General features: G+C 62.5%; 24 protein-coding genes and 1 other RNA gene. 4 read left to right on the forward strand and 21 right to left on the reverse strand.

Annotation, left to right across the window (positions count from 1 at the left end; translation table 11 throughout):
• Positions 1 to 50: 50 nt before the first annotated feature.
• The 16 genes from ftsA to rsmI form a co-directional block, all read right to left on the reverse strand.
• Positions 51 to 1,313, reverse strand: coding sequence for a cell division protein FtsA (gene ftsA / locus KW568_RS24030; protein ID WP_003251867.1), 1,263 nt, complete (start codon positions 1,311 to 1,313; stop codon positions 51 to 53).
• Positions 1,314 to 1,327: 14 nt separating this feature from the next.
• The gene (locus tag KW568_RS24035; RefSeq protein ID WP_003251865.1) at positions 1,328 to 2,197 is read right to left on the reverse strand and encodes a cell division protein FtsQ/DivIB; all 870 of its coding nucleotides are present in this window, start codon (positions 2,195 to 2,197) and stop codon (positions 1,328 to 1,330) included.
• Positions 2,198 to 2,202: 5 nt separating this feature from the next.
• A complete protein-coding gene (locus KW568_RS24040) occupies positions 2,203 to 3,159 on the reverse strand; it encodes a D-alanine--D-alanine ligase (protein WP_003251863.1) in 957 nt (318 codons plus the stop codon).
• Positions 3,156 to 4,604: a UDP-N-acetylmuramate--L-alanine ligase gene (gene murC / locus KW568_RS24045; protein ID WP_003251860.1), complete on the reverse strand. Its 1,449-nt coding sequence runs from the start codon at positions 4,602 to 4,604 to the stop codon at positions 3,156 to 3,158. The genes KW568_RS24040 and murC overlap by 4 nt, the downstream gene beginning before the upstream one ends.
• Positions 4,597 to 5,676 (reverse strand): undecaprenyldiphospho-muramoylpentapeptide beta-N-acetylglucosaminyltransferase, encoded by a 1,080-nt coding sequence (gene murG, locus KW568_RS24050; RefSeq protein WP_003251858.1) that lies wholly within the window; start codon positions 5,674 to 5,676, stop codon positions 4,597 to 4,599. The genes murC and murG overlap by 8 nt, the downstream gene beginning before the upstream one ends.
• Positions 5,666 to 6,880: a putative lipid II flippase FtsW gene (ftsW, locus tag KW568_RS24055; protein ID WP_003251856.1), complete on the reverse strand. Its 1,215-nt coding sequence runs from the start codon at positions 6,878 to 6,880 to the stop codon at positions 5,666 to 5,668. The genes murG and ftsW overlap by 11 nt, the downstream gene beginning before the upstream one ends.
• Positions 6,877 to 8,223: a UDP-N-acetylmuramoyl-L-alanine--D-glutamate ligase gene (gene murD / locus KW568_RS24060; RefSeq protein WP_003251854.1), complete on the reverse strand. Its 1,347-nt coding sequence runs from the start codon at positions 8,221 to 8,223 to the stop codon at positions 6,877 to 6,879. The genes ftsW and murD overlap by 4 nt, the downstream gene beginning before the upstream one ends.
• Before the next feature lie 6 nt (positions 8,224 to 8,229).
• The gene (gene mraY, locus KW568_RS24065) at positions 8,230 to 9,312 is read right to left on the reverse strand and encodes a phospho-N-acetylmuramoyl-pentapeptide-transferase (RefSeq protein WP_003251852.1); all 1,083 of its coding nucleotides are present in this window, start codon (positions 9,310 to 9,312) and stop codon (positions 8,230 to 8,232) included.
• Positions 9,312 to 10,679: a UDP-N-acetylmuramoyl-tripeptide--D-alanyl-D-alanine ligase gene (gene murF / locus KW568_RS24070; protein WP_259537005.1), complete on the reverse strand. Its 1,368-nt coding sequence runs from the start codon at positions 10,677 to 10,679 to the stop codon at positions 9,312 to 9,314. The genes mraY and murF overlap by 1 nt, the downstream gene beginning before the upstream one ends.
• Positions 10,672 to 12,159 (reverse strand): UDP-N-acetylmuramoyl-L-alanyl-D-glutamate--2,6-diaminopimelate ligase, encoded by a 1,488-nt coding sequence (locus tag KW568_RS24075; protein WP_064615168.1) that lies wholly within the window; start codon positions 12,157 to 12,159, stop codon positions 10,672 to 10,674. The genes murF and KW568_RS24075 overlap by 8 nt, the downstream gene beginning before the upstream one ends.
• On the reverse strand, positions 12,159 to 13,904 hold the full coding sequence (locus tag KW568_RS24080) for a penicillin-binding protein 2 (RefSeq protein WP_167398619.1): 1,746 nt from the start codon (positions 13,902 to 13,904) through the stop codon (positions 12,159 to 12,161). Before KW568_RS24080 ends, KW568_RS24075 begins: the two co-directional genes overlap by 1 nt.
• A complete protein-coding gene (ftsL, locus tag KW568_RS24085) occupies positions 13,904 to 14,197 on the reverse strand; it encodes a cell division protein FtsL (protein ID WP_003251845.1) in 294 nt (97 codons plus the stop codon). Before ftsL ends, KW568_RS24080 begins: the two co-directional genes overlap by 1 nt.
• Positions 14,194 to 15,141: a 16S rRNA (cytosine(1402)-N(4))-methyltransferase RsmH gene (gene rsmH / locus KW568_RS24090; protein WP_003251843.1), complete on the reverse strand. Its 948-nt coding sequence runs from the start codon at positions 15,139 to 15,141 to the stop codon at positions 14,194 to 14,196. Before rsmH ends, ftsL begins: the two co-directional genes overlap by 4 nt.
• Positions 15,138 to 15,593 (reverse strand): division/cell wall cluster transcriptional repressor MraZ, encoded by a 456-nt coding sequence (gene mraZ / locus KW568_RS24095; RefSeq protein ID WP_004575120.1) that lies wholly within the window; start codon positions 15,591 to 15,593, stop codon positions 15,138 to 15,140. The genes rsmH and mraZ overlap by 4 nt, the downstream gene beginning before the upstream one ends.
• Before the next feature lie 308 nt (positions 15,594 to 15,901).
• An RNA gene (rnpB, locus tag KW568_RS24100) (RNase P RNA component class A) lies at positions 15,902 to 16,277 on the reverse strand.
• 67 nt (positions 16,278 to 16,344) lie between these two features.
• Positions 16,345 to 17,220, reverse strand: coding sequence for a 16S rRNA (cytidine(1402)-2'-O)-methyltransferase (rsmI, locus tag KW568_RS24105; RefSeq protein ID WP_003251840.1), 876 nt, complete (start codon positions 17,218 to 17,220; stop codon positions 16,345 to 16,347).
• A 186-nt stretch (positions 17,221 to 17,406) separates the two neighbouring features.
• Between rsmI and KW568_RS24110 the strand changes: the two genes are divergently transcribed.
• The 4 genes from KW568_RS24110 (at position 17,407) to KW568_RS24125 (ending at position 20,850) form a co-directional block, all read left to right on the forward strand.
• Positions 17,407 to 19,224: a penicillin-binding protein activator gene (locus KW568_RS24110; protein WP_012053655.1), complete on the forward strand. Its 1,818-nt coding sequence runs from the start codon at positions 17,407 to 17,409 to the stop codon at positions 19,222 to 19,224.
• Complete coding sequence (locus tag KW568_RS24115) at positions 19,224 to 19,595, forward strand: YraN family protein (protein WP_003251836.1); 372 nt, start codon at positions 19,224 to 19,226, stop codon at positions 19,593 to 19,595. The genes KW568_RS24110 and KW568_RS24115 overlap by 1 nt, the downstream gene beginning before the upstream one ends.
• Before the next feature lie 86 nt (positions 19,596 to 19,681).
• Entirely contained in the window at positions 19,682 to 20,275 is a 594-nt protein-coding gene (locus KW568_RS24120) for a phosphoheptose isomerase (protein WP_012053657.1), read from the forward strand.
• A complete protein-coding gene (locus tag KW568_RS24125; RefSeq protein ID WP_003251832.1) occupies positions 20,272 to 20,850 on the forward strand; it encodes a BON domain-containing protein in 579 nt (192 codons plus the stop codon). The genes KW568_RS24120 and KW568_RS24125 overlap by 4 nt, the downstream gene beginning before the upstream one ends.
• A gap of 61 nt (positions 20,851 to 20,911) precedes the next feature.
• Here KW568_RS24125 and KW568_RS24130 read toward each other — a convergent pair whose 3' ends face one another.
• The 5 genes from KW568_RS24130 to petA form a co-directional block, all read right to left on the reverse strand.
• Entirely contained in the window at positions 20,912 to 21,343 is a 432-nt protein-coding gene (locus KW568_RS24130; protein ID WP_003251830.1) for a ClpXP protease specificity-enhancing factor, read from the reverse strand.
• Between the two features lie 10 nt (positions 21,344 to 21,353).
• Positions 21,354 to 21,977 (reverse strand): glutathione S-transferase N-terminal domain-containing protein, encoded by a 624-nt coding sequence (locus KW568_RS24135; protein ID WP_003251828.1) that lies wholly within the window; start codon positions 21,975 to 21,977, stop codon positions 21,354 to 21,356.
• A gap of 116 nt (positions 21,978 to 22,093) precedes the next feature.
• A complete protein-coding gene (locus KW568_RS24140; RefSeq protein ID WP_003251826.1) occupies positions 22,094 to 22,873 on the reverse strand; it encodes a cytochrome c1 in 780 nt (259 codons plus the stop codon).
• Positions 22,873 to 24,084 carry a cytochrome bc complex cytochrome b subunit gene (locus tag KW568_RS24145; protein WP_003251825.1) on the reverse strand — a complete coding sequence of 404 codons (1,212 nt, stop codon included), beginning with the start codon at positions 24,082 to 24,084 and terminating at the stop codon, positions 22,873 to 22,875. Before KW568_RS24145 ends, KW568_RS24140 begins: the two co-directional genes overlap by 1 nt.
• Positions 24,084 to 24,677 (reverse strand): ubiquinol-cytochrome c reductase iron-sulfur subunit, encoded by a 594-nt coding sequence (gene petA / locus KW568_RS24150; RefSeq protein ID WP_003251823.1) that lies wholly within the window; start codon positions 24,675 to 24,677, stop codon positions 24,084 to 24,086. The genes KW568_RS24145 and petA overlap by 1 nt, the downstream gene beginning before the upstream one ends.
• Positions 24,678 to 24,814: the final 137 nt, after the last annotated feature.

Genomic DNA, 24,814 nt, shown 5'->3' on the forward strand with positions numbered 1-24,814 from the left:
CTCTCCTTACAGTTCTCTAGTTGTTGCGCCTACCACTACTGCTTTGAAACTTAGAAGTTGCCCTGGACCCACTTCTTGAAGCGTTCAAGCACTGGGGCCTTCGGTTCATCGCCATAGCTGTTGCTGCTGCTGTTGCTGTTACCGGTCAGGGCCAAATCCTCGGACTGCTTCAGCAGGCCGTAGGTGAGCAAGCCCACACCGGTGGAATAGATCGGGTTGCGCACCACGTCGCTCAGCCCCCGAACGCTGTGCGGCACGCCCAGGCGTACCGGCATGTGGAAGATTTCCTCGGCCAGTTCCACGGCGCCTTCCATCTTCGCGGTGCCGCCAGTGAGGACGATGCCGGCGGGCACCAGGTCTTCGTAGCCGCTGCGGCGCAGTTCGGCCTGGATCAGGGTAAAGAGCTCGTCGTAACGTGGCTCCACCACCTCGGCCAGGGCCTGGCGCGACAGCTCGCGCGGTGGGCGATCGCCAACGCTCGGCACCTTGATGGTCTCGCCAGCGCCAGCCAGTTTGGCCAAGGCACAGGCGTAGCGGATCTTGATTTCTTCGGCGTACTGGGTCGGGGTCCGCAGGGCCATGGCGATGTCGTTGGTCACTTGGTCGCCAGCAATCGGGATGACCGCCGTGTGGCGGATGGCGCCCTCGGTGAAGATGGCGATGTCGGTGGTGCCGCCACCGATGTCCACCAGGCACACACCCAGTTCTTTTTCATCATCGGTCAGCACCGAGTAGGCCGAAGCCAGCTGTTCGAGGATGATGTCGTCGATTTCCAGGCCGCAGCGGCGCACACACTTCTCGATGTTCTGGGCGGCGTTGACGGCGCAAGTGACCACGTGAACCTTGGCTTCCAGACGCACGCCAGACATGCCCAGCGGCTCGCGCACGCCTTCCTGGTTGTCGATCACATAGTCCTGCGGCAAGGTGTGCAGCACGCGCTGGTCGGCCGGAATCGCCACGGCCTGGGCGGCGTCGAGTACGCGCTCCAGGTCGGCCAGGCTGACCTCGCGGTCACGGATGGCAACGATGCCGTGGGAGTTCAGGCTGCGGATGTGATTACCGGCCACACCGACGAACGCCGAGTGGATACGGCAGCCGGCCATCAGCTGCGCCTCTTCCACGGCGCGCTGGATCGACTGCACGGTGGACTCGATGTTCACCACCACGCCTTTTTTCAGGCCACGGGACGGATGGGTGCCGATCCCGACGATTTCCAGGGTGCCGTCTTCGCCCACTTCGCCCACCAGCGCCACCACCTTGGAGGTGCCAATGTCCAGCCCGACGATCATTTTGCCGCTATGCGCGTTTGCCATGGTCCTGCCTCTCTCTAATTCTTCGCAACGGCGGGTTGGGCCGTCGTCGGTGCAATCGGTTCCCGCCAACCAACGGCAAGTCCGTTGGAATAACGCAGATCAATGCGGGCGATAGTGGTGATCTGGTCTTTGAGTGTCTTGTCGTAAATGGCAATGAAACGGCGCATCTTCTCCACCAGATGATCGCGCCCCAGCAGCAACTCGATGCCTGGCCCGGCACTGCTCGCACCAGTGGTCAGGAACCAGCTGCCTCGCTCGCGCAGCTCCAGGCGAGCGATGGAAAAGCCCAGGGGGCGCAGCATCTGGCTCAATACCTGATACTGCTGCATGACTTGTTGCTGAGCACGCTGCGGCCCGGCCAGCTGCGGCAGGTGCTCATAGTTGGCCAGCTCGCGCGGGGTGAAAGCCTGACCCTGGTTGTTGAGCAGGGCTGCGTCCCCCCAGCGTGCCACCGGCAGCTGCTCTTCAAGGCGGATCACCACCTCGTCGGGCCACACCCGGCGCACTTCGGCGTGGGCGATCCACGGCATCTGCTCGAGCTCGGCCCGCATCGCCGGCAGGTCGACGCTGAAGAAGCTCGCCGCCACGTAGGGCGCGATACGCTGCTGCACCGATTGCTGACTGATGTAGCTGAGGTCGCCCTGCACATCGATCTTGGTGATCGGGCGGTCGGCGTACGGCATCAGGCGAATGGCGCCCTCGTAGGCACCAAAGCCGGCCGCCACCAGCAACACCGGCCACAGCAAGCGCTTGAGGCCGCCCAGGCTTGGCCGGGGCAGGCGCGCCGATACGGGCTCGTCGGCCACCAGCCGGCTGGCACCACGCGGCACCGGCTTGCTACGGCCGGTAACGGGTTGCTGCTGACGTATCATCGCGCCTTGCATGGTTATTAACCTCGCGTCGCCACGCTTTCGGCCAGGATTGCCAGCACCAGTTGCTGGAAGTCCAGGCCAGCCGCGCGGGCCGCCATGGGCACCAGGCTATGATCTGTCATGCCTGGTGCGGTGTTGACTTCGAGCAGCCAGAACTGGCCCTGCTCGTCCTGCATCACGTCCAACCGCCCCCAGCCTTCGATGCCAATGGCATCGCAGGCGCGCGCGGTCAGGTCGATCAGTTCCTGTTCCTTGACGCTATCCAGCCCGCACGGGATGCGGTACTGGGTATCGTTGGCGATGTACTTGGCGTCGTAGTCGTAGAACACGTGCGGCGTACCCAGGGCGATCGGCGGCAGCACCTGGCCGCGCAGTACCGCGATGGTGAACTCCGGACCGTGGATCCACTGCTCCACCAGTACCTGGGAATCGTATTTGGCGGCGTCCTGCCAGGCGGCGACCAGTTCCTGGGCGCTGTTCACCTTGGCCATGCCGATGCTAGAGCCTTCATGGGCGGGTTTGACGATAAGCGGGAAGCCCAGTTCCGTACTGGCCTGCAAACAATCGCTTTCGCTCGCCAGCACCGCGTGGCGTGGCGTGGGAATGCCCAGGCTCTGCCACACCTGCTTGGTGCGCAGCTTGTCCATCGCCAGCGCCGAAGCCAGGATGCCGCTGCCGGTGTAGGGGATGCCCAGGCACTCCAGCAAACCTTGCATGCTCCCGTCTTCACCGCCACGGCCGTGGAGGATGATGAAGGCGCGGTCAATCTTCTCGCTCTGCAGGCGTGCGAGCAGGTCGTCACCGACGTCGATGCCAACCACGTCGACGCCGGCAGTGCTGAGCGCATCGATCACTGCGGCGCCAGATTTCAGCGACACCTCACGCTCGGCGCTCTTGCCACCGTACAGCACGGCGACGCGGCCGAACGCCTTGACGTCCAGGGTCGACTGCAGCTTGTCGTAGGCGCTGGTCATTTCGACTTCTCCTGCTTGGCGCCTGCGAACAGCGGGCTTTTCATCAACTGCGGGGCCAGGCCGCCGACATCACCGGCACCCTGACAGATCAAAATGTCGCCAGCGCGCAGTAGTGGCTTGACCAGCGGTGCCAGCTCGACGCCGCGCTCGATGTAGATCGGGTCCAGCTTGCCGCGCTGGCGGATGCTGTGGCACAGCTGACGGCTGTCGGCACCGGGGATCGGCTCTTCGCCGGCCGGGTAGACCTCCATCAGCAGCAGCACGTTGGCATCGCCCAGCACCTGGACGAAATCGTCGTACAGGTCGCGGGTGCGGCTGTAGCGGTGCGGCTGGTAGACGATCACCAGGCGGCGGCTTGGCCAGCCACCGCGCACAGCCTTGATCACCGCCGCCACTTCGGTGGGGTGATGACCGTAGTCGTCGACCAGCATCACACTGCCGCCTTCGACCGGCAGCTCGCCGTATACCTGGAAGCGACGACCGACACCCTGGAAGCCGGACAGGCCCTGGACGATGGCCTCGTCAGTAATGCCTTCGTCAGTGGCGATGGCGATGGTCGCCAGGGCGTTGAGCACGTTGTGGTTGCCGGGCATGTTCACCGAAACCTCCAACGGCTCGCGATCACGGCGCAGCACGGTGAAGTGGGTCTGCATGCCCTGCTGACGCACATTGATGGCGCGGATGTCGGCCTCTTCGCTGAAGCCGTAAGTCACGGTAGGACGCTTGACCTGCGGCAGGATCTCGCGAACCACCGGGTCGTCCAGGCACATCACCGCCAGCCCATAGAACGGCAGGTTGTGCAGGAACTCGACGAAGGTTTTCTTCAGCTTGTTGAAGTCACCTTCGTAGGTCGCCATGTGGTCGGCGTCGATGTTGGTGACAACCGCGACCATCGGCTGCAGGTGCAGGAAGCTGGCATCGCTTTCGTCTGCTTCAGCGATCAGGTAGCGGCTGGTGCCCAGTTGCGCATTGGTACCGGCAGCGGTAAGACGGCCACCGATAACGAAGGTTGGGTCCAGGCCACCGGCGGCGAACACTGAAGCCAGCAGGCTGGTCGTGGTGGTCTTGCCGTGAGTACCGGCAACGGCCACGCCATGGCGGTAACGCATCAGCTCGGCGAGCATCTCGGCACGCGGCACCACCGGAATGCGCCGCTCCAGTGCGGTGGCAACTTCCGGGTTGGCCGGGTTGATGGCGCTGGACACCACCAACACATCGGCGGTGGCAGCGTTCTCGGCGCGGTGGCCGACGAAGATCTCAGCGCCAAAGGACTCCAGGCGCTCGGTCACCGGCGAGGCTTTAAGGTCCGAACCGGACACTTCATAGCCCAGGTTCAGCAACACTTCGGCAATACCGCACATGCCCACGCCGCCGATGCCGACGAAGTGAATGCGGCGAATACGGCCCATCTTCGGCTGGGGCATGGCTTTCTGGCTCTCAACCATGGGCCACCTCCAGGCAGATATCGACCACGGTGCTGGTTGCAGCAGGTTTGGCCAGGCGCCGTGCGGTGCCAGCCATGACGTTGAGTTTCTCGGGTTGCATCAGCACCTCGTTCAGGCGTTCAGCGAGTTGCGCTGCGCCAGTTGTCGCTTGTGGCATCAGGAAGGCAGCGCCTTCGCGGGCCAGATATTGGGCGTTGTGGGTCTGGTGATCGTCGATCGCGTGGGGCAAAGGCACCAGCATCGAAGGCAGGCCTGCTGCCGCCAGTTCGCTGACAGTCAGGGCACCGGCCCGGCACACCACCAGGTCGGCCCAGCCATAAGCCTGGGCCATGTCGTTGATGAAGGGCTCTACCTGAGCCTCGACGCCCACCTCGTGATAACGCTCGGCGGTGATCGGTGCGTGCTGCTTGCCTGCCTGGTGGAACACCTCTGGCCGCAGCGCCGCGGGCACTTCAGACAGGGCCTTAGGCAACAATTTGTTCAATGGTTCCGCACCCAGGCTGCCACCGAGCACCAACAGGCGTGCGCGGCGCTCGCCCAAGGGCACGCGTTGCGCGTCCATGAAGAGTTCCGGGCGCACCGGGTTGCCGGTGGTGCGACGCTTGTCGCTGGCCTCGAAGGTGTTCGGGAAAGCTTCGCAGACCCGCGCCGAGAGTGGCACCAGCAACCGATTGGCGGTACCGGCCCTGGCGTTCTGCTCATGGATCACCAGTGGCACGCCGCACAGCCGCGCGGCCACGCCGCCGGGGCCGGTCACATAGCCGCCAAAGCCCAAGACACATACGGGCTTGAGCTGGCGAATGATGCGCCGTGCCTGCAGCACGGCCTTGACCAACGTGAAAGGCGCCTTGAGCAACGACAGCTTGCCCTTGCCGCGCAAGCCGCTGACCTGAATCAGATGCAATGGCAAACCCGCCTGTGGCACCAACTCGTTCTCGATGCCACGCGGGGTGCCCAACCAGTGCACGCTGTAACCGCGCTTCTGGAACTCACGGGCGCAGGCCAGCGCCGGGAATACGTGCCCCCCGGTGCCGCCGGCCATGATCAATACATTTTTGCCTTCAGCGGCCATGACTGGTCTCCTCGGCAAAATCGCTTTCGCTGAATTCGTGCTCCTCACTGCCCAGATGCGTGCGGCTCTCCCACTCGATGCGCAGCAACAGGCCTACGCAGGCGCAGCAGATCACCAGCGAGCTCCCCCCGTAACTGAGAAACGGCAGGGTCAGGCCCTTGGTCGGCAGCAGGCCGACGTTCACACCGATGTTGATCAGGAACTGGCCAATCCACAGGAAAGCCAGGCCGAACGCCATGTAGGCGGCAAAGAACTGTTTGGCCTTCTCGGCCCACAGGCCGATGTACAGGGCGCGCACGGTGACGAACACGAACAGCGCGACGGTCAGCAGCGAGCCGACCACGCCCAGTTCTTCCGCCAGGACCGAGAACACGAAGTCAGTGTGCGCTTCAGGCAGGTAGAACTGCTTCTGCACGCTGTTGCCCAGGCCAACGCCCAGCCACTCGCCACGGCCGAAGGCAATCAGTGCCTGGGTCAGCTGGTAGCCGGAGCCGAACTGATCGGCCCAGGGGTCGGTGAACGTAATAAGGCGCGCCATTCGGTAGGGCTGCGCCTGAACCAGAACAAATACCGCCAGCACCGCCAGCACCACCATCAGGCTGAAGCGGAACAGCCCCACCCCACCCAGAAACAACATGGCCGCCGCCGCGCCCATCATCACCACGGTGGCGCCAAAGTCCGGTTCCATCAGCAGCAAGGCGGCCATGGGCAGCAGTACGATGAACGGCTTGAAGAAGCCCATCCAGGTTTCGCGTACCTCGGTCTGTCGGCGTACCAGGTAGCCGGCCAGGTAGATGACCACGAACACCTTGGCGATTTCCGAAGGCTGCACGTTGAAGAAGCTGAAACCGATCCAGCGCATGGAGCCGTTAACCTCACGGCCGATACCCGGCACCAGGACCAGGACCAGCAGGCCGAAGGCGCCAAGCAGCATCATGAAGCCCATGCGCTGCCAGGTGGCGATCGGCACCAGCATGGTTGCACCGCAGGCCACCAGGCCGAGGAACACGTACACCAGGTGGCGGAACATGTGATACAGCGGGTTGCCGGACTGTACAGCAGCCACTTCCGAGGAGGCCGAAGTGATCATCACCAAGCCCAGGCCCAGCAAGGCCAGGCAACCGGCGAGCATCGGGAAGTCCAGGTCGACGCCACGGCCGCTGATCAGCGGCGACGGGTAGGGTTTGAAGATGCCGAAGATCATGCGAGACCTCCCGCTGCCTGGGCGAACAGACGCCCCCGTTCCTCGAAGTTCTTGAACATGTCGAGGCTGGCGCATGCTGGCGACAGCAGCACGGCATCGCCGGCCTGGGCCAGTTCGGCACACTGCTGTACGGCATCGTCAAGCGTCTTGACCCGAACCAGTGGCACGGCATCGCCCAAGGCCTCGGCCAGGCGCTCGGCATCACGGCCGAGCAATACCACGGCGCGGCAGAAACGCTTGACCGGCTCGCGCAGCGCAGTGAATTCAGCACCTTTGCCGTCACCACCGGCGATCAGCACCAACTTGCCTTCGATATCGGCGCCCAGGCCTTCGATGGCGGCCAGGGCAGCACCGACGTTGGTGGCCTTGGAATCGTCGTACCAGTTCACGCCATTACGCTCGCGTACCCACTGGCACCGGTGGGCCAGGCCACCGAACTCGCGCAGGGCCGCGAGCATGGGCTCGAACGGCAGGCCGGCAGCATGCCCCAGGGCCAGCGCCGCCAGGGCGTTGCTCTGGTTGTGAGCACCGCGAACCTTCAGTTCACGCGCCGGCATCAGCGTCTGGAACTCGAACGCCAGGTATTTTTCACCGTCCACTTCACGCAGGCCAAACGCTTTGAAGTCGGGCGAGTTGAGGCCGAAGGTCCAGCATGGTCGGCCTTCCACCGGCAGCGGCCGGCTCAGGGCGTCCTGGCGGTTGACCACCACCTGGCGGGCACCGCGGAAAATCCGGTGCTTGGCCAGGTGGTAGGCCGGAAGGCCGCTATAGCGGTCCATGTGGTCTTCGCTGATGTTCAGAACAGTCGCCACTTCGGCGTTGAGCTGGTCAGTGGTTTCCAGCTGGAAGCTGGAAAGCTCCAGCACGTACAGCTCGATGTCATCGGCCAGCAGGTCGAGCGCCGGGGTACCGAGGTTACCGCCCACGGCCACGCGTTTGCCGGCCTTGGCGGCCATTTCACCGACCAGCGTCGTGACGGTGCTCTTGGCGTTGGAACCGCTGATGGCAATGATCGGCGCCTTGGCATGGCGAGCAAACAGCTCTATGTCGCCAGACAGCTTCACGCCACGCGCGGCCGCCTGCTGCAAGGCCGGCGTGGCCAAGGCCAGACCGGGGCTCACGTACAACTCGTTGGCGCGGCACAGGAAGTCCACGTCCAGTTCACCACAGCGCACTTCCACCTGCGGGTAATCACGGCGCAGGGTTTCCAGTTCCGGCGGTTGCTCGCGGGTATCGGCGACCGCAAAGGCAATGCCCCGGCTCGCCAGGAAGCGAACCAGGGACATGCCGCTCTTGCCGAGGCCGACAACGATGCGGAATTGGTCGGAAGCGATCAAAGACACGCTCATCTACCTCAGTTTCAGGGTTGCAAGGCCAATCAGTACCAGGATCACGGTGATGATCCAGAATCGGACGATCACCCGGGGCTCTGGCCAGCCCTTGAGTTCAAAGTGGTGGTGGATCGGCGCCATGCGGAACACGCGCTTGCCGGTCAGCTTGAAGGAAGCGACCTGGATGACCACCGACAGGGTTTCCACCACGAAGATGCCGCCCATGATGAACAGCACGATTTCCTGGCGCACGATGACGGCGATGGTGCCCAGCGCGGCGCCCAGCGCCAGCGCGCCGACGTCACCCATGAACACTTGCGCCGGGTATGTGTTGAACCACAGGAAGCCCAGGCCGGCACCGATCAGCGCGCCGCAGAACACGATCAGCTCGCCCGAGCCCGGCACGTAGGGGATCAGCAGGTACTCGGCAAACTTCACGTTACCCGACAGGTAGCAGAAGATGCCCAGCGCGCCGCCGACCATCACCGTCGGCATGATTGCCAGGCCGTCAAGGCCATCGGTGAGGTTGACCGCGTTGCTCGAGCCGACAATGACGAAGTAGGTCAGTACGACGAAGCCGACGCCCAGTGGAATGGTGACATCCTTGATGAACGGCAGGATCAGCGTGGTCTCGACGCTGGTTGGCGCCGTCTTGTACAGGAACACTGCCGCCGCCAGGCCGAACACCGACTGCCAGAAGTACTTCCAGCGGCTTGGAAGGCCACGGGAGTTCTTTTCGATCACCTTGCGGTAGTCATCGACCCAGCCAATGGCACCGAACGCCAGGGTGACGATCAGCACAACCCAAACATAGCGGTTGCTCAGGTCGGCCCACAGCAAGGTGCTGACGGCGATGGCCGACAGGATCAGCGCACCACCCATGGTCGGGGTGCCAGACTTGGACAGGTGCGATTGCGGGCCGTCGTTACGCACGGCCTGGCCGATCTGGCGAATTTGCAGGGTACGGATCATCCAGGGGCCCAGCCACAGCGCCAGGGACAATGCGGTCAGTACGCCAAGAATCCCGCGCAGGGACAGGTACTGAAAGACCGCAAAGCCTTTGTGGAACTGTTGCAGATACTCGGCCAACAGCAGCAGCATTAATGTTTCTCCCCGCTGGCACCGCACAATGCCGCTACGACGTTTTCCATCGCAGCGCTGCGCGAGCCCTTGATCAAGATAGTGGTGTCACTGGCATTCTCGGCGCTAACCGCATCGATCAGCTCAGCTTGAGTAGCGAAATGGCGGCCATTGGCGCCGAACGCCTTGACCGCATGTGTCATGTTGGAACCCACTGCGTACAGGGCGTCGACCTTGCCACGCGCGTAGTCACCCACCTGACGGTGGCCTTCTTCCGCCCATTGCCCCAATTCGCCGATATCCCCAAGCACCAGAACGGTGCGTCCGGAAAAGCCGGCGAGTATATCAATGGCTGCGCACATAGAGGTGGGATTTGCGTTGTAACTGTCGTCGATTACCCGTACCCCGTTCGGCGCGATCTGCGCCACGGTACGCCCCTTGACCGGTTGCACCGCAGCCAGGCCGGCGGCGATGCCGCTCAGGCTCAGACCAACGGCATGTGCAGCGGCGGCGGCGGCCAAGGCATTGCTGACGTTGTGCTCACCCAGCACATTGAGTTGCACGGCTACCGTTTCACCGGCGCCATGCAGGGTGAAGGACGGGCAGCCACGGGCATCGCGACCAATGTCTGAAGCGTGGAAATCGGCCTTCGGGTTGCTGCGTGCGAAACTGACAACCTTGTGCGCACCGGCACGCACCTTCCAGATATCAAAGGCTTTGTCGTCCAGGTTGAGAATGGCAATACCGCCTTCGCCCAGGCCTTCGAGAATCTCGCCCTTGGCTTCGACGATCTTGTCCGGGCCGCCGAATTCGCCAACGTGGGCAGTACCGGCATTGTTGATGATGACCACCTGCGGTTGCGTCAGGCCCACGGTGTAGCGGATTTCGCCAATGCGCGAGGCGCCCAGTTCGATCACTGCTGCGCTGTGCTCCGATGCGATCTCCAGCAGTGTCAGCGGTGCACCGAGGTCATTGTTCAAGTTGCCGCGGGTAGCGTGCACCAGGCCACGGGTACGCAGGATGCTGGCGAGCATTTCCTTGACCGTGGTCTTGCCGCTGGAACCGGTAATGGCCACTACAGGCTTGTCGAAAGCCGCGCGGTTCAGGGCGCCGAGCTGACCCAGTGCTACCCGGCAATCCTTGACCAGCAACTGCGGCAGGTCGACACCGGCCACTTCACGCTCGACCAGGGCAGCCACTGCGCCTTTGGCTTTCACATCCGCCAGGTAGTCATGGCCATCGAAACGCGGGCCGGCCAGGGCGACGAACAGTTGCCCGGCGCTGACACTGCGGCTATCGATGCTGACGCCGGTGAACGTGGCGTCGCCACCGATGTGTTGACCCTTCAGTGCTGTGGTCAGCTGGCTGAGTGACAACGGCTTAAGCATGTGGAGCCTCCCAGGCTGCAAGTGCCTTTTCGGCTTCGGTCAAATCGGAGAAATCATGGCGCTCGCCATTGATCTCCTGGTAATCCTCATGCCCCTTGCCGGCCAGCACGATCACATCGTTGGCAGCGGCGGTGGCAATCAGGTGCGCAATGGCTTCGCCACGCCCGGCGACGAACTCGACGTCATCAGGCCTGGTGAAACCGGGGCGAATGTCATCGAAGATGCGCGACGGATCTTCAGTACGCGGGTTGTCGTCGGTGACCAGTACGCGGTCGGCCAGGCGCTCGGCCACTTCGGCCATCAGCGGGCGCTTGCCGCGATCACGGTCACCGCCGCAGCCGAACAGGCACAACAGCTTGCCGTGAGCGTGCGGGCGCAGGGCCTCGAGTACTTTTTCAAGTGCATCCGGCGTGTGTGCATAGTCGACCACCACCAGCGGCTTGTCGCCGCCACCCAGGCGCTGCATGCGGCCTACCGGCCCCTGCAGTTGCGGCGTGACCTTGAGGATCTCGTCCAGCGCATAGTCCAGCGCCAGCAGGGTCGCGACAGCGGCCAGCATGTTGCTCAGGTTGAAGCGACCCAGCAGTTGGCTGCGCAAGATACGCTCACCTTGGGCGGTGACGAGGGTAGCGCGCACGCCATCGTCACTGAATACGGCTTCGCGGCAGAACAGCGAGGCTTCAGGGTTTTCCAGGCTGTAGCTCAGCAGCCGGGTTTCGATATGGTCGACACTCGGGCGACGCGCGAAGTCGGCCGCCAGACGACGACCAAAGTCGTCATCCAGGTTGACCACCTGGCAACGCAAGCTCGGCCAGGCGAACAGCTTGGCCTTGGCGGCCTCATAGGCTTCCATGCTGCCGTGATAGTCGAGGTGGTCGCGGGACAGGTTGGTCATCACCGCGATGTCGAATTCCAGTGCGGCAACCCGGCCTTGCTCCAGGGCATGGGAAGACACTTCCATGGCCACGGCCTTGGCGCCGCCTTTCTTGAGGTCGTTGAGGGTCGATTGCACGGCAATCGGGTCGGGCGTGGTCAGGCGGCCGCTCTGCAACTCGCCGTAGAAACCGGTCCCCAGGGTGCCAATCAGACCGCAGCGCTGGCCAAGCAGGTCGAGCGCCTGGGCTACCAGTTGGGTAACGCTTGTCTTGCCGTTGGTGCCGGTCACGCCGACCAGATTCAACTGGCGGCTCGGTTCACCGTAGAAGCGCCCGGCGATGTCTGACAGCTGAGCGATCAGGCCTTTGACCGGAATCAGCGGCGCATCGGTCAGCGGCAGCACGTTGGCACCCTGCTCTTCGTAGGCCACGGCGGCAGCGCCACGGGCCAGGGCATCGGCGATATGCTCGCGGCCATCGACCTTGGCACCCGGCACCGCCAGGAACAAGTCACCCGGGCGCACATTACGGCTGTCCAGGGTCAGCTCACGAATCAATGGATCACGGCTGGCGTGGGCGAAAAGTTTGCTTAGTGGCATTGTCATCATCCACGCCCTCCCTTGGCGGCTGCTGCATTGACTTGCGATTGCACGGCGGGTGCAGGTGCAGGTGGCGGCAGGTTGTCTGGCGGCACGTTCATCAGGCGCAGGGTGCCGGACATGACCTTGCTGAATACAGGCGCCGATACCAGACCACCGAAGTAGCCGCCCTTGCCCGGCTCGTCGATGACCACAACGATGGCGTAGCGCGGGTCGCTCATTGGCCCGAAGCCGGCGAACAGCGAGCGGTAGGCGTTTTCGGTGTATCCCTTGGCACCCACGGTGGCCTTACGCGCGGTGCCGGACTTGCCGGCCACGTGATAGAACGGCACCTGGGCACGGAAGACGCCGCGCGGCGCTTCGATCACCTGCTGCAGCATGCCTTGAACGGTTTCGGCGACATCCTTCGGAATGGCCTGCACGGCTTCCGGCGCCTTGTCGACCTTGATGATCGACAGCGGCACCATCTTGCCGTCGTTGGCCAGCGCCGCGTAGGCATGCACCAGCTGCAGGGCAGTCACCGATACGCCGTAGCCATAGGACAGGGTTGCGGTCTCGGCCTTGCGCCACTCACGGTGGTTGGGCAGGTTGCCGACACGCTCACCCGGGAAGCCAAGGCCGGTGTACTGGCCCAGGCCGACCTGGGACATGACCCGGTAGATGGCCTCGCCGCCGATGTCGAAGGCGATCTTGCTCATGCCAACGTTACTGGAGTTGATCAGGATGCCGGTCAAATCAAGAATCGGGCCCTCGCTGCGCGACACGTCCTTGATGGTGTAGCGACCGATCTGCAGGCTGCCAGGGTACACCTCGACCTTGTCGGTAGTCTTCCAGCGGCCGCTCTGCAACGCCGCACTCATGGAGATCGGCTTGACCGTGGAGCCCGGCTCGAACACGTCGATGATCGCCCGGTTGCGCATGGCCGCCGGGAACATGCTACGGCGGTTGTTGGGGTTGTAGGTCGGCTGGTTGACCATGGCCAGGACCTCACCGGTCTTGACGTCCATGATCACCAGGCTGCCGGCCTTGGCGTCCTGTTCGGCAATGGCATTGCGCAGCTCGCGGGTAGCCAGGTACTGCAGGCGCAGGTCTATCGACAACGCCAAGGTCTTCCCGGCCTTGGCGTTCTTGGTTACCTGAATGTCCTTGATCAGCCGGCCGCGCCGGTCCTTGATCACCTGGCGCTTGCCGGGCACACCGGCCAGCCACTCGTCATAGGCCAGCTCCACCCCTTCACGACCGTGGTCGTCGAGGTCGGTAAAGCCGACCATGTGTGCAGTCACATCACCGGCCGGATAGAAGCGGCGGAATTCTTCCAGGCCGTACACACCAGGCACTTTGAGGTCGAGCACGTGCTGGCCCTGCTCGGGGGTCAGCCCCCGGACCAGGTAGATGAACTCTTTGTTGGCCTGCTGGGTCAGGCGCTCGATCAACTGCTGCGGGTTTTGCCCCAGCGCAGCGGCCAATTGCGGCCAGCGCTCCCTGGAGGCCTGCATCTCTTTGGGGTTGGCCCACAACGTGGTGACCGGGGTACTCACGGCCAACGGCTCACCGTTGCGGTCGGTAATCAAGCCGCGGTGCGCCGGGATGGGGATGTGACGCAGGCTGCGTGCATCGCCCTGGCCCTTGAGGAAGTCACGGTCAACCACCTGGAGGTCGATGATGCGCCAGCAAATGGCGCCGACCATGATCGCCAGCAAGCCGATCACTACGCGGAAGCGCCACGGGTAGAGTGCGCCTTCGAGCTTCATCATGGCGCCACCATCCGGACTTCGTCAGCTGATGGCACGCGCATCTTCAACTGCTCGGAGGCCAGGCTCTCGATGCGGCTGGCAGCAGTCCAGGTACTCTGCTCAAGAATCAGCCGGCCCCACTCGGCCTGAGCCTTGTCGCGCTCGTTCAATTCACCGTACAGGGTGTTGAGCAGTTGACGGTTCCAGTGCGCACTGTAGGACACGGCAATGGCCGAAACCAGCACGCCGACAAACAGCAGAAGCATCAGGAAGCTTCCGCCTGGCAAGGGTTTGGCAAGTAGCCTGCTCACCGCAGCTTCTCCGCCACGCGCATCACGGCGCTACGCGACCGCGGGTTGGCCTTGAGCTCGGCCTCGGAGGCGAACTGAGCCTTGCCGATGAGCTTGATTTTCGGCTCGAAGACCTTGTGCTGAACCGGCAGGTTGCGCGGCAGGTTGTCGGCCTCACCCTTCACCAGCTTGCGCATGAACAGTTTGACGATACGGTCTTCCAGCGAGTGGAAACTGATGACCGCCAGGCGACCACCGACTTCGAGCGCATCGAGCGCAGCCTCAAGGCCAGCCTCCAGGTCGCCCAGCTCGTTGTTGACGTGAATGCGAAGACCCTGGAAGGCACGGGTAGCCGGGTTCTTGCCCTTTTCCCATGCCGGGTTGGCCACTTTGAGCACCTCCGCCAGGTCGGCGGTACGGGTGAAGGGCTGTTTTTCACGGCGCTCGACCACGGCACGCGCCATGCGCCCGGCAAAGCGTTCTTCGCCGTACTCCTTGAAGACGCGGGCGATTTCTTCCACGGGCGCAGTGGCGATGAACTCGGCGGCACTGATGCCCTGGTCCGGGTTCATGCGCATGTCCAGCGGGCCATCATTGAGGAAGCTGAAGCCACGCTCTGGGTCATCCAGCTGCGGCGAGGACACGCCCAGGTCCAGCAACACACCACTGACCTTGCCGTGCAGGCCGCGCGCTGCGACTTCCGCACCCAGCTCGGCAAAACTGCGCTGCACAATGACAAAGCGGCCGTCTTCGGCCGCCAGCGCTTGCCCCGTGGCAATCGCCTGCGGATCTTTGTCGAAGCCCAAGAGCCGCCCTTGCGGCCCGAGCTTGCTGAGAATCAGACGGCTGTGTCCGCCACGGCCGAAAGTGCCGTCCAGATAGCAACCGTCGGCGCGCAGGGCCAATGCCTCGACAGCTTCGTCGAGCAGGACGGTAATGTGGTTGAAGCCGCTATCTATGGTCACAGGATCAGGTCACGCAATTCGTCGGGCATGGCGCCCGGTTGTTGAATAGCTGCAAGGTCAGCTGCCGAAACCGCGTTCCAGGCATCTTCATCCCACAGCTGGAATTTGTTCAGTTGCCCCACCAGCATCGCCTTCTTGTCGAGCTTGGCGTACTCACGCAGGCGGGGCGGCACCAGGAAACGCCCGCTGCCATCGAGCTCCAGGTCAACCGCATTACCGATCAGCAAACGCTGCAGGCGGCGGTTTTCCTCACGCAACGATGGCAAGGCACGCAACTTGGCTTCTATCTGTTCCCACTCATCGAGGGGATAAACACACAAGCAGGGGTCTACGGCGTCAATGGTCACGATCAGTTGGCCATTGCAACGTGAGTCGAGCTCGTCACGGTACCGGCTCGGCATGGCGAGACGGCCCTTTGCATCGAGGCTGACGGCGTTGGCTCCGCGGAACACGGCTGTGATTCCCCACAATGTTAGCTTTTTTGTGTCAGAAAACCCACTTCATCCCACTTTCTGCCACTTGCGCACACTATAGGAATCCGCCCGCAGCACCGTCAAGGCACGTTCATAAGGAAAAGCCTTACAGGACCGAGATTTAGCGCAACAACGGAATGTGGAAGGACTGCCAGAGAGAGAAAAACACGAGAAAAATCAAACCCACGCAAACGAATGGAGTTCGAAGTTAAAGTAATTTATTAAGAGTAAGATTTTTTCGGTATTACCAGAGAGGATCTGCTATCGATTCAAGCAGGGAAAGAAAGGTGGAGAGTCGATCTGTAAGCCGGGTTTTGTCGAGGACAGTCATTCCTCTACGACGGCCATCACTGGACGCCTCTAGCAACCTACCCGGTTCCGACGCGGGCCACGCCTGATGGAACCCTATTTGGTCTTGCTCCGAGTGGGGTTTACCTAGCCACGAACTGTTGCCAGCCGTGCGGTGCGCTCTTACCGCACCTTTTCACCCTTACCGGCACCGAAGTGCTTAGGCGGTTATTTTCTGTGGCACTTTCCGTAGGCTCACGCCTCCCAGGCGTTACCTGGCACTCTGCCCTATGGAGCCCGGACTTTCCTCCCCCTGCTGCTCACACAACAAAAAGTTGCGGAACAAAAACAGGCAGCGACTGTCCGATCGACTCTCCGCCGCCAAGGTTACCGGCACGCGCGCGCAAGAACAAGCGCCACCGACATTTATATCAAAATGCCACTACTCGGCTTTCTGCTTTTCCAGGGCAAGTTGATACAAGAGGTTCTTGCGCACCCCGGTAATTTCCGCTGCAAGCGCCGCCGCCCGCTTCAGTGGCAACTCAGCCAACAGCAGGTCGAGCACGCGCTGTGCTTCGGCACTGATGGCCTGCTCGCCCTCCGGCGCACTCCATCCGCCGACCAGCACCACGCACTCACCGCGCTGCTGATTGCTGTCGCCGGCTACGAACGCACGCAACTCAGCCAGCGGCAAACCCTTGAGGGTCTCGAAGGTCTTGGTCAGTTCGCGCGCCAGCAACGCCGGACGATCGCCACCAAATACCGCCTCCATGTCTTCAAGACACTCCAGGATGCGATGCGGGGCTTCATAGAAGATCAACGTGCGCGGCTCTTCCCTCACCTGCTCCAGGCGCGCCCGGCGCCCTGCCTGCTTGGCCGGCAGGAAGCCTTCGAAGATGAAGCGGTCCGATGGCAGGCCTGCCGCCGATAGCGCGGCGATCAAGGCACAGGCGCCCGGCACCGGCACCACGCTCACCCCCGCGGCCCGCGCCTGACGCACCAAGTGGTAGCCCGGGTCGGAAATCAGAGGCGTGCCGGCATCAGAGACGAGCGCCACATTTTCACCCGCCAGCAGCTTGGAGAGAAAACGCCCGCCCTCGTCACGCTCGTTGTGCTCATGACAAGCGGCCAACGGCGTATCAATGCCAAAGTGTTGCAGCAGGCGGATCGAATGACGGGTGTCTTCGGCGGCGATCAGCGCCACATCCGCCAGCACCTTCAGCGCCCGGGCGCTCATGTCGTCGAGGTTGCCGATGGGGGTTGCCACCACATACAGCGTCCCCACCGCGGATTTCGAAGCCCCTGCCACATCAGTCACTGCGCACACCTGTCATTCGGATCAAAGGCGCCATTGTAGCCCGAGCGCCTGCAACAGGGCGCAAAGAAACTCGCCGGCGATCAGGAACACGCCGCCTATAGTGAAGGATCGACACAGCAACATCGCGCCCCGGCCAGTGCTTGGGTACAATTGCCGGCCAACTTGATCGAGTAACAGGACCTTTACATGATCGCTTGCCTGCGGCTGCTCACAGCCCTCTGCCTCGCCGCCCTGCTGGCAGCCTGCGCCAGCTCGCCCTCATCCAGCCTGGGCGAACTGCCACGCACCCCGGATGCCAGCATCGAGCAACTGCTCGAAAAGGCCGCTTCCAGCAAGTCTGCAGAAGACGCCGCCCTGCTGCGCCTGAGCGCGGCCGACCTGGCCTACAAGCAGAAGGACTTCCCACGCGCCGCACGCATTCTCGAGCAGGTCCCGCTGGACACGCTCAAGCCGGCCCAGCAAGTGTTCGCCAGCACCCTCGCGGCGGAACTGGCCATGAGCCGCAACCAGCCCAAAGCAGCGCTGACCGCCCTGGCCCACCCGAGCCTGCAGCGCCTTGCCGAGCTGCCGACAGAACAGCAAGTGCGCACCTACAGCGTGCACGCCGCTGCGCTCGAAGCCGACGGCCAGGCCCTGGCTGCCGCACAGCAGCGCACTCTCCTGGCCCCGCTGCTTGGTGGCCAGGCCGCCAGCACCAACAATGACGCTATCTGGGCCTTGGTCGCCTCGCTGCCTGCAGAGCAACTGCAGCAGCCAACCAACGATCAGACCCTGGCTGGCTGGACCAGCCTGGCCTTCGCCGTGAAAAGCGCCGGCACCCTGGAGCAGCAGCAAGCGGCCATCGAAGCCTGGGTCAAACAGCACCCGGACCACCCTGCCGCCCAGCAACTGCCGCTGGCCCTGACCAAACTCAAGGAACTGGCCAGCCAGCCGCTGACCAAGATCGCCCTGCTGCTGCCTCAGGAAGGCCCACTGGCCGGTGTAGCCCGCGCCCTGCGCGATGGCTTCATGGCCGCCCACTTCCAGGCCCAGCAAAGCGGCCAGCCAGCGCCTGCGGTGCAGGTGTTCGACAGCTCGCGTATCGGCTCGCTGGACGACTTCTATCGCCAGGCGCAAGCCGCCGGCGTGCAACTGGTCATCGGCCCGCTTGAAAAACCATTGGTCAAACAACTGGCCGCCAAACCACAGCTGCCGATCACCACGCTGGCCCTGAACTACGCCGACGCCGGCCAGAAGGCGCCGCCACAACTGTTCCAGTTCGGCCTGGCGGCCGAAGACGAAGCCCGTGAAGTGGCCCGCCGCGCCCGCGCCGATGGCATGGTCCGCGCCGTAGCCCTGGTGCCGAGCGGCGAATGGGGTGACCGTGTCCTGGCTGCCTTCCGCCAGGACTGGGAAGGCAATGGCGGAACCCTGCTCGCCGCCCAGCGCATCGCCCAACCGGTCGCCCTGGCCCAGCAGATTGCCGACCTGTTCCAGCTGCGCCAGAGCGAAGGCCGCGCCAAGAGCCTGCAAAGCACGGTGGGCGGCAGCATCGCTGCACAACCGTCGCGCCGCCAGGACATTGACTTCATCTTCCTCGCCTCGACCCCACAACAGGCGCAGCAGATCAAGCCGACCCTGAACTTCCAGTACGCCGGTGATGTGCCGGTCTATGCCACCTCGAACCTGTACAGCGCCAGCGGTGACATCAACCAGTACAATGACATGAACGGCATCCGCTTCTGCGAAACACCGTGGCTGCTCGACACCAGCAACAGCCTGCGTCAACAGGTTGTACAGCAGTGGCCGCAAGCCGCTGGCAGCCTCGGTCGCCTGTATGCCATGGGCGTCGACGCCTACAGCCTGGCGCCGCGCCTGGGCCAACTGAAAGCGCTACCAGACAACCGCATCCTGGGCCTTTCGGGCAGCCTGAGCATCAATGCCAACCAGCGCGTCGAGCGCCAGCTGCCATGGGCCGAGTTCACCGGCGGCCAGGTCAAGCGCCTGCCTGACACCGCGCGCTGATGGCCGCAGCATCGCCTACCCGTGCCGGGCAAGCGGCAGAAACCCAAGCCCTTGAGTACCTTCAGGGGCAAGGGCTGCAGTTGCTGGCGCGCAACTGGCGATGCAAAGGCGGCGAGCTTGATCTGGTCATGCTCGACGCCGATACAGTAGTATTCGTCGAAGTCCGCTACCGGTTGCACGCGGGCTTCGGAGGCGCCCTCGACAGTATCGACGGGCGCAAGCAGAAACGGTTGGTGCTTGCCGCCAGCCTGTTCCTGCAGAAGGAGGCCCACTGGGGCAACTACCCCTGCCGCTTCGACGTAGTCGCCCTGCAGGGTAGCCACCATGCAGGCAGACCGCTTCAATGGCTGAAAAACGCCTTCGAATGCTGAACCCACTTCGTTTTTTTTGCTCTATGTATCGCGGGCTGGTCGTTGTTGCGCCTAGCAAAGGCCACCGCCCCATTTAAGGTCACCAGATGGACATGCAATCCCGAATTCGCCGGCTGTTCGAGGCCAGCATCGAAACCAAGCAACAGGCAATGGACATCCTGGCACCGCACATCGAGCAGGCCAGCCTGGTCATGGTCAATGCGTTGCTCAACGAGGGCAAGATGCTCGCCTGCGGCAACGGCGGCTCGGCCGGCGATGCCCAGCACTTTTCATCGGAGCTGCTCAACCGCTTCGAGCGCGAGCGTCCCAGCCTGCCAGCCATCGCGCTGACCACCGACAGCTCGACCCTGACCTCGATCGCCAACGACTACAGCTACAACGAAGTCTTTTCCAAGCAGATCCGCGCCCTGGGCCAGCCCGGTGACGTTCTGCTGGCGATCTCCACCAGCGGCAATTCGGCCAACGTAATCCAGGCAATCCAGGCCGCACATGACCGTGAAATGATTGTCGTAGCATTGACGGGTCGCGATGGCGGCGGCATGGCTTCGCTGCTGCTGCCCGAAGACGTGGAAATCCGCGTGCCTTCGACAGTTACCGCGCGTATCCAGGAAGTCCACCTGCTGGCGATCCACTGCCTGTGCGATCTGATCGACAGCCAACTGTTCGGGAGTGAAGAATGACCCCTATGCGCCTGGGCCTGATGGCCCTGACCCTGTGCCTGAGCGTCACTGGTTGCAGCTCGGTACTCACCTCTACCCGCAATTCGCCGATCGAGGACGATCGCGGCACGCGCACCATCGGTAGCAAGATCGACGACTCGCTGATCGAGACCAAGGCTGCCGTGAACATTTCCAAAGCCAACCCAGACCTGGACAAGGGCTCGCACATCGTTGTCAGCAGCTACAACGGCATCGTCCTGCTGGCCGGGCAGACCCCACGCGCCGACCTCAAGAGCCTCGCGGAGCAAACCGCCAGCCAGGTCCAACGGGTCAAGAAAGTACACAACGAGCTGCAAGTGATGCAGCCCTCCTCCATTCTGGCGCGCAACAACGACGCCTGGCTGACCACCAAGATCAAGACCCAGATGCTGACCGACAACGCCGTGCCCAGCTCGCGCATCAAGGTGATTACCGAAAACGGCATCGTCTACCTGCTGGGTCTGGTCACCCGTCAAGAAGCCAACTCGGCCACTGCCGTGGTGCAGGGCGTGTCGGGCGTGCAGAAGATCGTCAAGCTGTTCGAGTACATCGATTGACTCAGTGATTGCCTGGACAGGCCAAACAAAAAAAGGCGATCCATCTGGATCGCCTTTTTTGTTACTTGACCACTTTCAGGCTTGGCCGGCCAGTCGGACGCGGCGGCTGCCCTCCATCGTCTGGCGGGCCATCGTCATCCGGCTGCACATCATCGTCTTCCAGCTCGTCGCCATCCATCGAAGACGGCTCCAGCTCGAAGACCATACCCTGGCCATTTTCGCGGGCGTAGATACCCAGGATTGCACCAACCGGCACGAACAGCGAGTGAGCCACACCACTGAAGCGGCCCTCGAAGCTGACTGCGTCATTGTCCATGTGCAGGCTACGCACGGCACTTGGCGAGATATTCAAGACGATCTGGCCATCACTGGCGAAACCATCCGGCACCTGAACTTTCGGGAATTCGGCATTGACCAGCATATGGGGCGTGCAATCGTTGTCGACGATCCACTCGTACAGTGCTCGAACCAGATAGGGGCGACTGGAGTTCATCAACGGCTCCTTAAAGCTTGCGCATTTCACGTTCTACGGAGGACAGGCTCGCCTGAAAAGGCTCGCGGGCGAACTGGCGCTCCATGTAATCCAGCAGCGGCTTGGCTTGCCGCGGCAATTCGATACCCAACACCGGCAAACGCCAGAGTATGGGCAATAGACAGCAATCGACCAGGCTTTGCTCATCACTCATGAAGCAGGCGAACTCGCCAAACAACGGCGAGACCCCGGTCAGGCTTTCGCGCAAGGCCTTGCGCGCTTCGGTTCGGGCAGCTTCACTGCTACGCGGGTCAAGCACGGTATCGGCCAAGGCACACCAGTCGCGCTGGATGCGGTGCATCAGCAGACGGCTGTTGCCACGCGCAACCGGGTATACCGGCATCAGCGGCGGGTGCGGGTAACGCTCCTCGAGGTATTCCATCACCACGGTCGATTCATACAACGCCAGGTCACGGTCGACCAAGGTCGGCACGCTGCCATAAGGGTTGACCTCGGCCAGCTTCGGCGGCAGGCGGGCGGGATCGACATCGATCAACTGCACGCTGACGCCCTTCTCGGCCAGAACCAGGCGCACCCGATGAGAATAGTGATCAGCGGGATCGGAATAGCAGGCTAACCTGTTGGTTGCGCCCATGTAGCGGCTCCTCGCACGGATGCTTGTGCAACTTTAAATGAAAACGCGCCCGGGGTGGCCTGGCAATACTGCTAGGCCACCCCGGGCGCGTTCAACAACCAGAAACTACTGCGTGATCAGTGCACGTCCTTCCAGTATTCACGCTTGAGCAAGTAGGCGAATACGAAGAAGAAAGCCAGGTACAGCAACACATAGGTGCCGATGCGCTGGCTTTCCAGTTTGACTGGGTTGGCCGAATAGGCCAGGAAGGTCACAAGGTTCTTGACCTTCTCGTCGAACTGCTCGGTCGTCAGGGTACCGGAATTCGGCGTAATGGTCAGCTGATCGCAAGCTTCATGGGTCAACGGGCTGCCGGTCAACGGGTCGAATTGCTTCTTGCCCTCGACCACCGTCTGCACCTGCTTGCAACCCACCACCTGGTTACCTTGCAGACCCACCAGCACGTTAGGCATGCCGACGTTCGGGAACACCTTGTTGTTCACCCCGTAAGGGCGCGATGGGTCCTCATAGAAGCTGCGCAGGTAGGTGTAAAGCCAATCGGTACCGCGCACGCGGGCGACCAAGGTCAGGTCGGGCGGCGCGGCACCAAACCAGGTCTTGGCGTCGCTGGGCTTCATGCCGATCTGCATGTGGTCACCAATCTTGGCGCCCGTGAACACCAGCTTCTCGAGCATCAATTCATGCGGGATACCCAGGTCATCAGCCACCCGCTCGTAACGCTGGAACTTGGCACTGTGACACCCCATGCAATAGTTGGCGAAGGTACGCGCACCGTCCTGCATGGCGGCCTTGTCAGTCAGATCGATATCGACCTTGTCCAGCTCCAGGCCAGTTTCGGCAGCGAAGGAAAAGGCAGGCATCACTGCCAGCAAAAATACTGCAATCAACTTTTTCATCAGCCAGTCACCCTTTCCGGAACCGGTTTGGTCTTCTCAAGCCTTGTGTAGAACGGCATCAGCAGGAAGTAGGCGAAGTACAGCACCGTGCATACCTGCGACAACAAGGTACGCCCAGGTGTCGGTGCCAGTACGCCCAGCACGCCGAGGATGACGAAGGCCACGCAGAACACCAGCAGGAAGACCTTGCTGATCCAGCCCTTGTAACGCATGGAACGCACTGGGCTGCGGTCGAGCCAGGGCAGTACGAACAGCACGGCGATGGCCGCCCCCATGGCAATGACGCCCATCAGCTTGTCAGGCACCGCACGCAGGATTGCGTAGAACGGTGTGAAGTACCACACCGGCGCGATGTGCTCTGGGGTCTTGAAGGCGTTGGCCTGCTCGAAGTTAGGTTTCTCGAGGAAGTAACCGCCCATTTCAGGGAAGAAGAACACCACAGCGCAGAACACGAACAGGAACACCACCACGCCGACAATGTCTTTGACGGTGTAGTACGGGTGGAACGGAATACCATCCAGCGGAATACCGTTTTCGTCCTTTTTCTTCTTGATGTCGACGCCATCAGGGTTGTTCGAACCCACTTCGTGCAAGGCGAGGATGTGCAGTACCACCAGGCCAAGAATCACGATTGGCAGGGCAACCACATGCAGGGCGAAGAAGCGGTTCAGGGTGATGCCCGAGATCAGGTAGTCACCACGGATCCACTGGGTAAGGTCATCACCGATCACCGGGATGGCACCGAACAGCGAGATGATCACCTGGGCGCCCCAGTACGACATCTGCCCCCATGGCAGCAGGTAGCCCATGAACGCTTCAGCCATCAGCGCCAGATAGATCAGCATGCCGAACAGCCAGACCAGCTCGCGTGGCTTCTGATAGGAGCCATAGAGCAGGCCGCGGAACATGTGCAGGTAGACCACGATGAAGAACGCTGACGCCCCCGTGGAGTGCAGGTAGCGCAGAATCCAGCCGTATTCCACGTCGCGCATGATGTACTCGACCGAGGCGAACGCCTCTTCCGCCGAGGGCGTGAAGCTCATGGTCAGCCACACGCCGGTCACGATCTGGTTGACCAGCACCAGCAATGCCAGGGAGCCGAAGAAGTACAGGAAGTTGAAGTTCTTGGGTGCGTAATACTTGCTGAGGTGGTCTTCCCACATCTTGGTGGCGGGGAAGCGAGCATCAATCCAGTCCATGAACTTGCTCATCATGCGTTCTCCTGGTCGACGCCAATGACGATGATCTCGTCCGACTCATAAGAGTGCGGTGGCACGGGCAGGTTGAGAGGCGCTGGCTGGGACTTGTAGACACGGCCAGCCAGGTCATAGTGAGAGCCGTGGCATGGGCAGAAGTAACCACCTACCCACTTCGGCCCAAGGTCGGCGGGCGCCACCTCTGGTCGGAAGGTGGGCGAGCAGCCCAGGTGCGTGCACAGGCCGACGAGAATAAGAATTTCCGGCTTGATCGAGCGAACCTCAGGGTCGACGTACGCTGGCTGTACCGAGGCCTTGGACTCGGGGTCGGACAGGTCACCCGTGATTTTTTTCAGATTGCCAAGGATTTCCTCCGTTCGCCGCACGATGAATACGGGCTGGCCACGCCACTCGGCCACCATCTGCTGCCCCGCCTCGACCTTGGCGATGTTGACCTTCACCGGTGCACCCGCGGCTTTCGCCTTGGCACTGGGAAACCATGACCCCACGAACGGTACCGCAGCCCCCACTGCCCCCGCCGCCCCGACCACGGATGTCGCGGCTACGAGGAAGCGGCGCCGGCCTGCGTTGACGCCGTCATTGCTCATTCAGTCCTCTCCCATCAGCTTGCTTGGCCAGTTGGACCTGGCCTGTACTTAGGTTGTGTCAATGGCACTAAAAATTGGCCGCCATGGTAAGAAACAAATCCACACACTGACAAGGTGATTACCCCGGCAAGGGCGAC

It is taken from the genome of Pseudomonas sp. HD6515 (genome assembly GCF_024971855.1).
Lineage (GTDB): Bacteria > Pseudomonadota > Gammaproteobacteria > Pseudomonadales > Pseudomonadaceae > Aquipseudomonas > Aquipseudomonas alloputida.

Coding starts and splice junctions, on each gene's coding strand:
- KW568_RS24080 (WP_167398619.1), bottom strand. CDS start 13,904: ATGAAGCTCGAAGGCGCACTCTACCCGTGGCGCTTCCGCGTAGTGATC.
- KW568_RS24035 (WP_003251865.1), bottom strand. CDS start 2,197: ATGCAAGGCGCGATGATACGTCAGCAGCAACCCGTTACCGGCCGTAGC.
- KW568_RS24040 (WP_003251863.1), bottom strand. CDS start 3,159: ATGACCAGCGCCTACGACAAGCTGCAGTCGACCCTGGACGTCAAGGCG.
- KW568_RS24125 (WP_003251832.1), top strand. CDS start 20,272: ATGACCCCTATGCGCCTGGGCCTGATGGCCCTGACCCTGTGCCTGAGC.
- murG (WP_003251858.1), bottom strand. CDS start 5,676: ATGGCCGCTGAAGGCAAAAATGTATTGATCATGGCCGGCGGCACCGGG.
- KW568_RS24140 (WP_003251826.1), bottom strand. CDS start 22,873: ATGAAAAAGTTGATTGCAGTATTTTTGCTGGCAGTGATGCCTGCCTTT.
- KW568_RS24115 (WP_003251836.1), top strand. CDS start 19,224: ATGGCCGCAGCATCGCCTACCCGTGCCGGGCAAGCGGCAGAAACCCAA.
- petA (WP_003251823.1), bottom strand. CDS start 24,677: ATGAGCAATGACGGCGTCAACGCAGGCCGGCGCCGCTTCCTCGTAGCC.
- KW568_RS24110 (WP_012053655.1), top strand. CDS start 17,407: ATGATCGCTTGCCTGCGGCTGCTCACAGCCCTCTGCCTCGCCGCCCTG.
- KW568_RS24075 (WP_064615168.1), bottom strand. CDS start 12,159: ATGACAATGCCACTAAGCAAACTTTTCGCCCACGCCAGCCGTGATCCA.
- ftsW (WP_003251856.1), bottom strand. CDS start 6,880: ATGATCTTCGGCATCTTCAAACCCTACCCGTCGCCGCTGATCAGCGGC.
- KW568_RS24120 (WP_012053657.1), top strand. CDS start 19,682: ATGGACATGCAATCCCGAATTCGCCGGCTGTTCGAGGCCAGCATCGAA.
- murC (WP_003251860.1), bottom strand. CDS start 4,604: ATGGTTGAGAGCCAGAAAGCCATGCCCCAGCCGAAGATGGGCCGTATT.
- murF (WP_259537005.1), bottom strand. CDS start 10,679: ATGCTTAAGCCGTTGTCACTCAGCCAGCTGACCACAGCACTGAAGGGT.
- KW568_RS24145 (WP_003251825.1), bottom strand. CDS start 24,084: ATGAGCAAGTTCATGGACTGGATTGATGCTCGCTTCCCCGCCACCAAG.
- mraY (WP_003251852.1), bottom strand. CDS start 9,312: ATGCTGCTGCTGTTGGCCGAGTATCTGCAACAGTTCCACAAAGGCTTT.
- ftsA (WP_003251867.1), bottom strand. CDS start 1,313: ATGGCAAACGCGCATAGCGGCAAAATGATCGTCGGGCTGGACATTGGC.
- KW568_RS24135 (WP_003251828.1), bottom strand. CDS start 21,977: ATGGGCGCAACCAACAGGTTAGCCTGCTATTCCGATCCCGCTGATCAC.
- KW568_RS24130 (WP_003251830.1), bottom strand. CDS start 21,343: ATGAACTCCAGTCGCCCCTATCTGGTTCGAGCACTGTACGAGTGGATC.